At 65.6% G+C, this 12,736-nt stretch carries 11 protein-coding genes; 5 read left to right on the forward strand and 6 right to left on the reverse strand.

Features of this window, described 5'->3' with window-relative positions; translation table 11 throughout:
- Positions 1-3: 3 nt before the first annotated feature.
- Positions 4-1,272: a heavy-metal-associated domain-containing protein gene (locus IP68_RS00865; protein WP_150126202.1), complete on the reverse strand. Its 1,269-nt coding sequence runs from the start codon at positions 1,270-1,272 to the stop codon at positions 4-6.
- 131 nt (positions 1,273-1,403) lie between these two features.
- On the opposite strand from IP68_RS00865, the gene purM reads away from it, so the two are divergent.
- Positions 1,404-2,519, forward strand: a complete 1,116-nt coding sequence (gene purM, locus IP68_RS00870; RefSeq protein ID WP_054133066.1) for a phosphoribosylformylglycinamidine cyclo-ligase — start codon at positions 1,404-1,406, stop codon at positions 2,517-2,519.
- A 138-nt stretch (positions 2,520-2,657) separates the two neighbouring features.
- Positions 2,658-3,620: a phosphoribosylglycinamide formyltransferase gene (gene purN / locus IP68_RS00875; RefSeq protein ID WP_054133067.1), complete on the forward strand. Its 963-nt coding sequence runs from the start codon at positions 2,658-2,660 to the stop codon at positions 3,618-3,620.
- A 33-nt stretch (positions 3,621-3,653) separates the two neighbouring features.
- Here purN and IP68_RS00880 read toward each other — a convergent pair whose 3' ends face one another.
- The 5 genes from IP68_RS00880 to IP68_RS00900 form a co-directional block, all read right to left on the reverse strand.
- Positions 3,654-4,466, reverse strand: a complete 813-nt coding sequence (locus IP68_RS00880; RefSeq protein ID WP_231683592.1) for an ATP-grasp fold amidoligase family protein — start codon at positions 4,464-4,466, stop codon at positions 3,654-3,656.
- Between the two features lie 30 nt (positions 4,467-4,496).
- Positions 4,497-4,919: a nucleoside-diphosphate kinase gene (gene ndk / locus IP68_RS00885; protein ID WP_017671330.1), complete on the reverse strand. Its 423-nt coding sequence runs from the start codon at positions 4,917-4,919 to the stop codon at positions 4,497-4,499.
- Between the two features lie 134 nt (positions 4,920-5,053).
- Positions 5,054-5,545, reverse strand: coding sequence for a hypothetical protein (locus tag IP68_RS00890; protein ID WP_054133068.1), 492 nt, complete (start codon positions 5,543-5,545; stop codon positions 5,054-5,056).
- A gap of 14 nt (positions 5,546-5,559) precedes the next feature.
- Positions 5,560-6,024, reverse strand: a complete 465-nt coding sequence (locus IP68_RS00895) for a DNA polymerase III subunit chi (RefSeq protein WP_054133069.1) — start codon at positions 6,022-6,024, stop codon at positions 5,560-5,562.
- A gap of 144 nt (positions 6,025-6,168) precedes the next feature.
- Positions 6,169-7,635 carry a leucyl aminopeptidase gene (locus IP68_RS00900; RefSeq protein ID WP_054133070.1) on the reverse strand — a complete coding sequence of 489 codons (1,467 nt, stop codon included), beginning with the start codon at positions 7,633-7,635 and terminating at the stop codon, positions 6,169-6,171.
- Positions 7,636-7,998: 363 nt separating this feature from the next.
- On the opposite strand from IP68_RS00900, the gene IP68_RS00905 reads away from it, so the two are divergent.
- The 3 genes from IP68_RS00905 (at position 7,999) to pdxA (ending at position 12,727) form a co-directional block, all read left to right on the forward strand.
- Complete coding sequence (locus tag IP68_RS00905; protein WP_231683594.1) at positions 7,999-10,242, forward strand: LPS-assembly protein LptD; 2,244 nt, start codon at positions 7,999-8,001, stop codon at positions 10,240-10,242.
- Positions 10,243-10,326: 84 nt separating this feature from the next.
- Positions 10,327-11,706, forward strand: coding sequence for a peptidylprolyl isomerase (locus IP68_RS00910; RefSeq protein WP_082382033.1), 1,380 nt, complete (start codon positions 10,327-10,329; stop codon positions 11,704-11,706).
- 25 nt (positions 11,707-11,731) lie between these two features.
- Positions 11,732-12,727, forward strand: coding sequence for a 4-hydroxythreonine-4-phosphate dehydrogenase PdxA (gene pdxA / locus IP68_RS00915; protein ID WP_054133071.1), 996 nt, complete (start codon positions 11,732-11,734; stop codon positions 12,725-12,727).
- The last annotated feature ends 9 nt before the right edge of the window (positions 12,728-12,736 follow it).

Raw genomic sequence — 12,736 nt, forward strand, 5'->3', positions numbered from 1 at the left:
GTGTTATCCCCCGCCGCCGGGGGCCGCAGCCGGTGCCTGGGCGCGCGAGATGCGCAGCACGCCCGCGCCCTGCTGCACCCGCCAGCCACGGGCTTCGAGCGCGCCGCGCAAGGCGTCGATATCGATGTTGGCGTTGACCTGCATCACTGAGGTGCCGCCCAGCGCCAGGCTGGCGGTATTGGCCGATTGCACGCCGGGGATACCACGCACCAGCCGCTCACCCGCCTGCACTGCAGCGACATCGGGGGTGTCGAACTGGATCGAGATGATCTGCGGCCCGCTGGTCAGTCCACCGGCTTCGAGCGGCACATCCTCGGCCAGGCTTTCGTCGAGCAGTTCCTCGACGATCTCGACCGGCTTTTCGATGATCAGCGACGAATCAGGGCGCAGTTCGCCCGAGCGCACTGCGCCGGCATAGATCCGGTCGAGCCGCTGGATCGCCTCGTCGAGCATCGCATTGAGGCCGTCGCTGTTGCGCGCGCGCAGCGTGAACGATCCCAGCAACCGGCTGTCGGGGCCAAAGCGCGCGGCAAACCGTCCGGTGATCGGTCCGCCGGGATATTGCCGCTCGATATGCGCGACCGGCACCACGACGTCCGCCGCGCCGAACTGGTCGAGTATCAGCCGCCACCAGGTACGGCTGCGGCGACCCGACTGCGCGGCGTTGACCAGCAGCGAATCCGCGCCCGATCCATGCGGACGGATATAATCGACAATGCTCTCGGAGGTGCGATAGCGCGCCCAGGCCGCCTGCCATGGCGTGCGGTTCTCGAACGTCTGCGCCGATCCGCCCGAGACGTAGATCGGAATTACCAGCATCGGTGCCGAGCGCAGCACCGATCCGCTGACGCCGAGCAGTTCCCCTGCGCGCGCGCGATCGAACAGCACGCCCAGTGTCGCGATATAGCGGCGCGGGCCGATCTGCTCATATTCCACCACGATGGCCGAGACGATTCCGTCGAGCACCGAGTCGCTGAGCTTGGGCGCCGCGCCAGAGCGGTTGGTCTGCATCCACAATTTCTGCCAGCCCTTGCGCTGCGCCTCGCGCCACGCGTTCGAGCGAGCCTCTTGCGCATTCTTGCCCGATGCGTCGACCTTTACGCCGCTGACCTCGAAATCGCCGCCGCTGGCAACCGGCGGAATGCCGCGGTCTCCCTCGATCTGGGCGTACACGATTCCCGCCAGCACCAGCAGCAGCGGGAGCAGGATTGCGGCGATCCACGCGCGCGATAGTCTCGGCGCTGGGCGGCTCAGGGTCAGGCTGTTGGTCAAGATATCCTTAGCTTCAATCAACCGTATAAAATGATGATCCCCGGCGCATTGATCGCTGGCGGTGGTTTGGCGGCCCCTTTTGGCGACAATGGCGTGGAAATCCAAGCGAGAAGTCGCTAACCGCTCAGCCCATGACTGACAAGACCGGCGCGACGCCACCTCACGACTCCTACAGCTATGCCCAGGCCGGGGTTTCGATCGCGGCGGGCAACGCCCTGGTCAAGGCGATCGGCCCGCTCGCCAAGGCGACGGCCCGCCCCGGCGCCAATGCCGAACTTGGCGGATTTGGCGGGTTCTTCGACCTCAAGGCTGCAGGGTTTCGCGATCCGCTGCTGGTTGCGGCCAACGATGGCGTGGGCACCAAGGTCAAGCTCGCCATCGACCACGACCGGCATGATGCGATCGGCATCGATCTGGTGGCGATGTGCGTCAACGATCTGATCGTCCAGGGCGCTGAACCCTTGTTCTTTCTCGATTATTTCGCAACCGGCAAGCTCGACACGGGGATTGCCGAACGCGTCGTCGCCGGGATCGCCGATGGCTGCAAGCTGGCGGGCTGCGCGCTGATCGGCGGCGAGACCGCGGAAATGCCCGGCATGTATGCTCCGGGCGATTACGATCTGGCGGGCTTCTGCGTCGGCGCAGTCGAGCGCGACGAGGTGCTCACCGGTGACAAGGTGAAGCCCGGCGACGTGCTGCTCGGCCTTGCCTCGTCGGGCGTCCATTCCAACGGCTATTCGCTGGTGCGTCGTCTGGCGGCGGACAAGGGCTGGAAGATGAACCGCCCTGCCCTGTTCGATCAGGATGTGCTGCTCATCGACGCGCTGATCGCGCCGACACGAATTTACGTCTCCTCGCTGCTGCCCGTGGTCAAATCGGGCCGCATTGCCGCGATGGCGCACATCACCGGCGGCGGACTGCTCGAAAACATTCCGCGCGTGCTGCCCGATGGCGCGCATGCGCATGTCGATGCCGATGCATGGGTTCAGCCGCGGCTGATGGCGTTCCTGCAGGCGCAGGGGCATATCGAACCCGAGGAAATGGCGCGCACTTTTAACTGCGGAATCGGCATGGTGCTGGTGGTTGACGAGAGCGACGTGGCCTCGGTCACCGCGGACCTCGAGGCAGCGGGCGAAACCGTCCACCGCATCGGCCGGATCGACGCTGGCGACAAGGGCTGCACGGTCAGCGGTTCGGTCGAGACCTGGAGCGCCAAGGCGGCGTGGAGCGCCACCCATGCGGGGTGATTCTGCCCCTCTCCCCTCCCGCAAGCGGGAGGGGCAGCGCGGCTCGCCGCGCGGGGTGGGCCTGAAATTTGCGCAAGACAGGCCCACCCCGGCCTCGCCTGCGGCTCGTCCACCCCTCCCGCTTGCGGGAGGGGAGAAGTGACGAAGGCCCGCGTCGCCATCCTGATCTCGGGCAGCGGCACCAACATGGCCGCTTTGCTCTATGCCTCGCGCGCGGCCTCGTGCCCCTATGAGGTGGTGTTGGTCGCATCGAACAATCCTGAAGCGGGCGGCCTGAAGCTCGCCGCGGCAGAAGGCGTGCCGACCTTTGCGCTGTCGCACAAGGGCATGGACCGCGAGAGCCACGACGCCGCGATGGACAATGCGATCCGCGCATCGGGCGCCGATCACGTCGCCCTCGCCGGCTATATGCGCATTCTCACGCCCGGCTTCGTGCGCGGGTGGGAGGGGCGGATGCTCAACATCCATCCTTCTCTGCTGCCCAAGTACAAGGGCCTGCACACCCACCAGCGCGCGCTCGATGCGGGCGATGTGCAAGCTGGGTGCAGCGTGCATCTGGTGACCGCAGAGCTCGACGATGGCCCTGTGCTGGGCCAGTGCGCAGTCGCGATCCAGCCCGGCGACACTGCAGACACGCTGGCGGCGCGGGTGCTGATCGCCGAGCACCAGCTTTATGCCCGCACGCTGAGCGATTATGTCAGCCGCGAGGCCGATCCCGACTGGATCGTCGCCAAGGTCGGGGAACTGGCGCTCGCATTGCCCGAGACCGACACCCGCCCTTCGCACGGCGCACCCGGCTGGCGCGTCGGCGGCGACAAGACCGGCAAGTATTTCGCCTATGTCTCGGTCCACCATCATGGCGAGGAAGCGATCGCGCTGTTGGTCAAGACCAGCGGTGCCGACGAACAGGCAGCACTCGTCGATCAGGATCCGGAGCTGTACTATCTGCCCAAATTCTACGCGCCCTCGGGCTGGATCGCGATCCGCCTCGACACCGGCCGCACCGACTGGGAGCACATCGCCGACTGGCTCGCCCGCAGCTGGCGCAGCGTCGCGCCGAAACGGCTGACGAAGATGATGGATATCGCGGCGGAGTTTTGAGAGGCGGGCCATGCGAACTCGCAGGAGACCCGGTTAGGCGGCAGGCGTTGCGCGTGCCCCGGCCCACAAACGCCCAAGCATCAGATCCAACTCCGGCGGATCGAACGGATCGAGCCCCGAACCCGGATAGAAGGTCATCTCGCCGAACCGCGGTTCGCCTGCGATCTCGTAGAAATCCACGCGGACAAAGTCGAAGCCCTGCCCCAGCGTTTCGGCGGCCTCGATCATCCGGTCCAGCGAGACGGGCGCGGCAGGGTCCGCATCGGCGGTGGGAGACGATATCCGTTGCCAGTCGCGGGTCAACACAAGCCAGCGGTGCCGGGTTTCGCGCTCCAGATGCACCTGGACGCAGGCGACCTTGCCGCCGAAGACGTAGAGCTTGTAATCGACCGGAAGCTGGCCGTCGCTGCCGATGAATGGCTCGACCAGCAAGCCGCGCGGGATCCGGCTATACAGCCATTCATCGAGCGACCGCCCGTATGATTGACGCATCCACCGCGCACTGCGGCGCCGGATCGCAGCCCAGTCGTCGTCGGCGGACCGCACGAAGGCGCGCTGGTTGCAGCCGTGGCGGGACTTGACCACGACCGGGCGCGGCCATGGCGGATTGGCGGGCAGCGTTGTGCCGTGCCACAATGTCGGGGTGATCCAGTGCGCGCCGATCCGGTCGGCGACGAACTGCTTTACGGCAACCTTGTCGGAAAACGCCGCAAGCCGTGGGTCTCGGTCAAACAGCTTGCGGTGCTGGACAAACTCGGTAAACGTCGCGGGCCGGTCAATCCGTGGCAGCCGGTGATGCCGCCACAGATAGGTCAGCGCGATCCTGAGCCGTGCGTTCAGCAGCACGGCTCAGCCTCCGCGACGTTCCTTCGCCGATCAGCCGACGATTTCTTCGGGCTTGAAGAAATACGCGATCTCGATCGCTGCGTTCTCGTCGCTGTCCGAACCGTGCACGGTGTTGGCTTCGATGCTCTCGGCCAGTTCCTTGCGGATGGTGCCGGGTTCTGCGTTGGCGGGGTTGGTGGCGCCCATGATGTCGCGGTTGCGCTGCATGGCGTCTTCGCCTTCCAGAACCTGCACGACGACGGGGCCGGAGATCATGAAGTCGACCAGTTCACCGAAGAAGGGGCGCTCGCGGTGTACGGCGTAGAAGCCTTCGGCCTGTTCGCGGGTCATGTGGATGCGCTTGGAGGCGACGACGCGCAGGCCTGCTTCTTCCAGCATCTTGGTGACCGCGCCGGTCAGGTTGCGACGGGTGGCGTCGGGCTTGATGATCGAAAAGGTCCGGGTGACGGCCATGATGAAGTGCTCCTGAAGTTTGACGATGGGCACGCGCACGCATGGCGCGATTCGACGCCGCCCCTAGACGGACCGATTGTGCGCTGCAAGAAAAACCCGCTTTTCCGCCCTGCTCGCGAGGATCTGCGGGGGTGTCAGCCCTCTCCGGCGATCAGCGTGATCGACGATCCGCTTTCGGCAGGCGCCACCTGAAGGCTGAACGAGCCGCCATCCTTGGTGCCCGAAATGGCACGCATGTCCTGCGTGGTGATCTCGCTTTCGATCTTGAAGCCCTTGGCCTCGACCGCCTTGCGATACCAGGCGACCACGGTGTCGCGGTCGGCGCTGCTTTCCATCACCACCATGCCGCCCGACTTGCCATCCGCGTTGGAGGTCATGGTCGAGACGACCTTGGCGCCGGGGTAGACCGCAAGCCCCAGCGGCAGCTTGGCGTCGGCCCCGCCGCTGTCGATGTTGACCGTCGCCGATCCGTCGGCGCTGGTGATCTTGATCTCGGACGCATCGCCATCGCCTTCGCGGGTGACCTTGACCTCATTGCCCTCGGCATCGCTGTAGACCGTCTTTTCGCCGCCACAGGCGGTGAGCGCCAGCGTTGCCGTCGCCATCATCAGGAAGTTGCGCATCATGCTGGTGTCCTTTGTCAGTCGGATTGATCCTGACGCCTGCCGGGCGTCTGTTCAACCCATTTGCCGCCGTCCTGCTTCCAATAATGCCTCTCGAGCCCGCCAAGTGTGCCCAGCGTCACCCACGCCTTGCGCGCATCGGCGATCGTTGCATCGTTGAACAGCAGGAATGTGCGCGCAAAGGCCAGCGCTTCGTCGCGCCACTGGCCATCGGCCAGCACGACGAAACCCGCGCCATTGGCGGCTTCGACCCGATCGGCGAGCAACAGCGGCTGGACCTGCGGATTGGGGGCATCAAGATCGCCATGCGCCAGAAAGCTCTCGGGCGTGTGCGTCCACAGCGCCTGGCTGAGCGAGGCGCGGTGACCTGCATCGGCCGACACGATCAGCATCCGCTCCCCCAGCGCCAGCGTCCGCGTCGCCAGCACTGGCACCACCCGCTCGGCGGGATCGCGGGTGAGGTGATAGAAATCGACCTGCATCTGATGCCCCCCTAAGCTTGTTCCGTCATTCCCGCGAACGCGGGAATCCCGCCTTTGCTCAACGTCTGCGCAGAAGCATCACCCCTGCTTACGCGGCGATGACGAGCGATCCTTCCAAACCAGCAGACATAGGCCAGCTAAGACTCAACCTTCAAAGTTATCCGCAATCCACTGATTCAAAAGGCGAACGCCATAGCCGGTTGCACCCTTGTCCCACACCGGGCCGGGCTTGTCGGCCCAGACCATGCCTGCGATATCCAGATGCGCCCATTTGACGCCGGGCTTGATGAACCGCTGCAGGAACTGCGCCGCGGTGATTGATCCGCCGCCGCGCGGGCCGACATTCTTGATGTCGGCGATCGGGCTGTCGATCAGCTTGTCATAGGCCTTGCTCAGCGGGAAGCGCCACAGCGGATCGCCCGCCGCCTTGCCCGCCGCGGTCAGCCTGTCAGCCAGGCCGTCGTCGTTGCTGAACAACCCGCCATGCTGGTCGCCCAGCGAGATGATGATCGCGCCGGTCAGCGTCGCCAGATCGACGATGTATTCCGGATCATACTGCTCCTGCGCCCAGTGCAGCGCGTCGCACAGCACCAGACGGCCCTCTGCATCGGTGTTGATCACCTCGATGGTCTGGCCGGACATGCTGGTAACCACGTCGCCGGGGCGCTGCGCGTTGCCATCGGGCATGTTCTCGACCAAGCCGCAGATGCCGATGACGTGCGCCTTGGCCTTGCGGCCTGCCAGCGCCTTCATCGTGCCAGCGACCGCGCCTGCGCCGCCCATATCCCACTTCATGTCTTCCATGCCGGCAGCAGGCTTGATCGATATGCCGCCGGTATCGAAAGTCACGCCCTTGCCGACCAGAACGACGGGCTTGGACTGCGCATCGCCGGTGCCATTCCAGCGCATCGCGATCATCCGGGGCGGCCGCACCGAACCCTGCGACACGCCGAGCAGCGCGCCCATGCCGAGCTTTTCCATCTCGTCCTGGCCCAGCACGGTGATCTCGACGCCCAGCGCCTCGAGCGGCTTGCAGCGTTCGACGAAGCTTTCGGGATAGATGATGTTGGCAGGCTCGGTGACCAGTTCGCGGGTCAGCGCGACACCTGCGGCAATCGCTGCGTGGTCGGTCCAGCCGGCCTGCAGCCCCTTGGGACCACCGATCACGGCGATCTCGCCCAGCGTCACCTTCGACTTGGCAGGAAGCTTGGTGCGGTACTGGTCGTGCGACCAGCTTCGCAGGTCCGCGCCGAACAGGAACTGTGCGGCAGCATCGCGGTTGGTGGCGATTGCGCCATGGGTCATGTCCACCGCCAGCGATTCGACGCCCGAACGCTGGTATTTGGCGACCAGCTGGCCGCCGGCTCGCTCCATGTCGGCGCGCGCGCCGGCGCCAGTGCCCACAAGCGCGACCCGCAGCGTCTTGCCGCCCTGGCTGACGAACACGTCGAACACTTCGCCCGCGCCTGCCTCGAACCGTGCCGCCCTTGCGCCATCGCGCACCACCTGGCCAGCATCGAGCGGCAGGTTCAGACTGGCAAGCTCATCCTTGGCAACCGGAAAGGCAACCACGGCATAACTATCGGCAGACGCGTCAAAAACTATCTTCATCAAGGGATCCCCGAGCGGCAGGCGGCGCTGCCTGGTTAATCGATTATGCACCATATCGCCTCTATGCCATGGCTTTGAGGCGGCAGATGGCTGCGCCCGACATATCGGTTCTGCAGCCAGACTTGCAAGCGATAGGACAGGTTCATCGTGTTTGCCAGCATTTGCCGCAGCGTTACACGGGCTGTCGAAAGCGGTTTGCAGTTGCGTCATCGCAGTGCGATAGGGCCGATTCTGGCGAGAGGCCGGTCGACGATTCTTGACCGCGAGCCCCACCGGATAGAGCGATGGATGGACGGCTTGCAGGTTAAACGGGCATATCTTCTGCTGGGATCAGCTTTGCTGACAGCCAATGCGGTGCCTGCCATGGCAGCGGATCAGCAGGTGTGCACGCGCACCAGCTATCTGCTGGGCGAGAACCTGACCTTCAACCGCAAGGACATCGTGCAATTTGCCGATGCGCAGGATGATGCCCCCGGCGTCAGCGGCGCGCAGCCCGAGGCCGAGCAGGTGATCGAGTTCACCGCCGACCGGCTGGATTATGACAGCAACGCCGACGTCGTCACCGCGACCGGCAACGTCCTGCTGGTCCGCGCCGACCAGTCACTGGTCGCCGACAGCGTCACCTGGGATCGCAAGTCGGGCGAGGTCCGCGCCAACGGCGAGGTCCAGATCACCGACCCGGAAGGCAACAAGCTCTACGGCGATTCCATCGAGCTTACCGAGACCATCCGCGACGGCGTGATCGAGAACATCCTGGTGGTGCTCGAAGCCGGTGGCCGGATGGTCGCCACCCGCGGCGTGCGCGACGATGGCGTCATCACGCTTGAGAATGCCGCCTATTCCGCCTGTCTGGTCGAAACCCCCACCGGCAAGCCCAAGAACCCGAGCTGGCAGCTGCGCGCGATCAAGGTCGTCTACAACCCCGTCGACAAGCGCGTGCGCTATCAGGGCGCGCGCCTGGAGCTGTTCGGGCTGCCGGTGATCCCGATGCCCGGCCTCAGCCACCCGGTTGGCGAAGGCAGCGGCGGCGGCCTGCTGGTTCCCGACATCCGCTTCAGCCAGGCCAATGGCGTGCAGTTGAGCGTGCCCTACTACTTCAACCTTGCGCCCAATCGCGATCTTACGGTGACCGGATCGGTCTTCACCGAGGCGCTGCCGATGGCCAACGCGACCTATCGCGCGCTGACCGATCGCGGCGCGTATCAGATCACCGGCTATGCGACCGCAGGATCGCGCATCCCGGTGGGTGCAGGCGGAATCGCAGCGGACAGCCAAGATGACTTCCGCGGCTATTTCGACGCGACGGGGCGGTTCCAGCTTAGCGAGGCGTGGAGCGTCAGCGGGTCGATCCGGGCAGTCACCGACCGCACGTTCCTGCGGCGTTATGATGTCAGCCGCGACGACCGGCTGCGCTCGACCGTCGAGGCCGAGCGGATCGGCCCCAACAGCTATTTCTCGCTCGCCGGCTGGGCGACGCAGACGCTGCGAGTCAACGACCCGCAGGGCCAGGTGCCCATCGCGCTGCCGGTGGTCGACTGGCGGCTGCGCTTGCCCGAGCAGGTTGCCGGCGGCAAGGTCGAGTTCCAGATCAACACGCTCGCCATCACCCGCACCGCCGGGCAGGACACACAGCGCGCCTTCGCTCAGGCGCGCTGGGACATGCGCCGGCTGACCGGGCTTGGACAGGAATTCACGCTGACCGCGCTGGCGCGCGGCGACGTCTATAACAGCAGCGACAACGCGCTGACCAACACGCTGATCTATCGCGGCGAATCCGGGCTGCAGGCGCGCGCCAGCGGATCGGTGGCGGCTGACATGCGCTGGCCTTTCGTCGGCGAGGCGTTTGGCGGCACCCAGGTGCTCAGCCCGCGTGTCCAGGTCGTCGCGACGCCAACGACCGGAAACCTCGAGCTCCCCAACGAGGATTCGCGCGCCGTCGAACTCGAAGACAGCAACCTGTTCGCGCTCAACCGCCTGCCCGGCTATGACCGGTTGGAAGAGGGCGTGCGGGTCGTCTATGGCGTCGAGTGGTCGCTGCAGCGCCCCGGCATGCAGCTGAACGCCGTGGTCGGGCAAAGCTATCGCTTCGATGACGAGCGCGATTTCCTCCCCGAAGGCACCGGGCTGGGCAACCGCACCTCCGATGTCGTCGGACGGTTCGACCTCAAGCTGCGCAACTTCATCCGCTACACCCACCGTTTCCGGCTGGACAAGGACAATCTGGCTGTGCGCCGCAACGAGGTCGACATCACCGTGGGTGGTCGGCAGACCTATGCCCAGATCGGCTATCTGCGCCTCAACCGCGACATCGGCCCCGAGGTCGAGGATCTTGCCGACCGCGAGGAACTGCGCGTGGCAGGCCGCGTCCGCTTGGCGCGCTACTGGTCGGTGTTCGGCGCGGCGGTGGTCGATCTCAGCAATGCCGAGGAAGACCCCCGGTTGCAGTCCGACGGATTCGAACCGATCCGTACGCGGCTGGGCGTCGCGTATGAGGATGACTGCCTGGAACTGGGCGTCACCTGGCGGCGCGACTACATCCCGGTGGGCGATGCGCAGCGCGGCGATACCTTTCTGCTGCGGGTTGCCTTGCGCAACCTTGGCTTTTAAGCCCAAAGGCGATATTCACCGCCCCGCTCATCCACGGTTAACGGAAAGATGGGCACAGGGTCGCTTTTCTCCATTCAGGAAGATATGAGCTTGCACGCATTGAACACCATCGCGATCCGTACCCGTCAGCTGGCGAAAAAGACGCTGTTGCTGTCGCTGATTGCGGGGATCTCCTTGCCCGCAATCGCCCAGACCGTCAGAGACGACGCGGCCCCGCCCGAGACCACGCTCGACGTGCCCGAAGGTCTGACGATCTTCGGCAAGCAGGACCCCAATGTCCGCCGCGCCACCGCCATCGTCAACAGCGAGATCATCACCGGGACCGATATCGACCAGCGTGTCGCGCTGATCCTGGCGGCCAATGATGCCCCCGTTTCCGAAGAGGAGCGCGCGCGGCTGCGGCTGCAGGTGCTGCGCAACCTGATCGACGAGACGCTGCAGATTCAGGAAGCTGCGGCCAACGACATCACCGTGGAAGAGGCGCAGGTCGAGCGCACTTATGCGCAGGTCGCTTCGCAGAACTTCCGCCGCGACACCACCGCTCTGGACAAGTATCTCGACAGCATCGGCTCGTCGTCGCGCTCGCTCAAGCGGCAGATCCGCGGCGAGCTTGCCTGGCAGCGGCTGCTGGGGCGCAACGTCACGCCGTTCATCAACGTGTCCGAAGAGGAAGTCAAAGAGGTCATCGAACGGCTCAAGGCGTCCAAGGGCACCGAAGAATTCCGCATCGGTGAAATCTATCTGTCGGCCAATTCGCAGAACCGTGCCGAAGTCGCCCAGAATGCCACGCGCATCGTCGAGCAGCTCCAGCAGGGCGGATCGTTCGTCGCCTATGCCCGCCAGTTCTCCGAAGCCTCGACCGCTGCGGTCGGTGGCGATCTGGGCTGGCTGCAGCTTGGCCAGCTTCCCCCGGCGCTCGCCGTGGTCGCGCGCGACATGCAGGTCGGTCAGCTCGCCGGACCGATCGAGATCCCCGGCGGCTTTTCGCTGATGTATCTTATCGACAAGCGCCAGATCCTCACCGCCAACCCGCGCGATGCGCTGCTGGGGCTCAAGCAGCTTTCGATCGCCTTTGCGCCCGGCACCACCGAGGGTGAAGCGACGCGGCGTGCATCCGAATTCGCCTCTGCAACGCGTGCGATCAAGGGCTGCGGCTCTGCCGACGAGATCGCCGCGAAGCTTGGCGCGACGGTGACCAACAACGATCAGGTTCCGGTGCGTGATCTGCCCGCGCCGCTGCAGGACACGCTGATCGCGCTGTCGATCGGCGAGGCGACCCAGCCTTTCGGATCGGTCAAGGATGGCGTGCGCGTGCTGGTGCTGTGCGGCCGTGACGATCCGCAGACCGAGGGCGGCCCCAGCGCCGAACAGCTGATGGCCAATATGGAAGAAGAAAAGGTCAACCGCCGCGCGCAGATCTATCTGCGCGATCTTCGCCGGGACGCGGTGATCGAGTACAATTGATGCTGCCTGCGGACCTTGTCCGGGCGTGAGCGGGTTGCTGGCCATATCCGCCGGTGACCCCGCCGGCATCGGCCCCGAGATCATCGGGAAAAGCTGGCAGGCGCGCGACGAACACGGGCTGGCCCCGTTCTTCGCGATCGGCGATCCGCGCGCGTTTGCAGGCGTGTGGAGCGGCCCGATCGCGGTGATCGACACGCCATCGGATGCGCCCGCGCACTTCGCCACCGCGCTGCCCGTGCTGCCGGTGATCGACAGCGGCGTTGTGGTCCCCGGCCAGCCCGATCTCGATGGTGCGCGCTGCGCATTGCAGGCGCTTGAGATGGGCGTGGGGCTGGCGCGCGCCGGCACCGCCTGTGCCATCGTCACCGGGCCGATATCCAAGATCCAGTTGCAGAAGGTCGGCTTCAACTTTCCCGGCCAGACCGAGTTCATCGCCGAAGCCTGCGGCGTGGCGCGGCAGAATGTCGCGATGCTGCTTGCAGGCCCGTCGCTGCGGGTGGTGCCCATCACCGTGCATATCGGCATCGCGCAGGTGCCTGGCGCATTGTCCATCGACCTGATCGTCAACCGCGCGCGCGCCGCCGCCAAGGGCATGGCGCGCAATTTCGGCATCGAAAGCCCACGCCTGGCGATATCGGGGCTCAACCCGCATGCAGGCGAGCAGGGCAGCATGGGAAGCGAAGAGGCCGAGATCATCATTCCCGCCATCGACCAGCTGCGCGCCGAAGGGTTCAATGTCGCAGGTCCGCTGCCCGCCGACACGATGTTCCACGCCGCCGCCCGCGCCCGCTATGATGTCGCCTTGTGCCAGTATCACGACCAGGCGCTGATCCCGGTCAAGGCACTTCACTTCGACGATGCGGTCAACATGACGCTCGGCCTGCCGATCGTGCGAACCTCGCCCGACCATGGCACCGCCTTCGACATCGCCGGCAAGGACCGCGCCAGCCCCAGCTCGATGATCGCCGCGATCCGCATGGCGAGCGCCGCCTGGCAGCACCGCAAGACATACGAAGGCTGATGCGCAATC

The organism is Blastomonas sp. AAP25, from assembly GCF_001295965.1.
GTDB lineage: Bacteria > Pseudomonadota > Alphaproteobacteria > Sphingomonadales > Sphingomonadaceae > Blastomonas > Blastomonas fulva.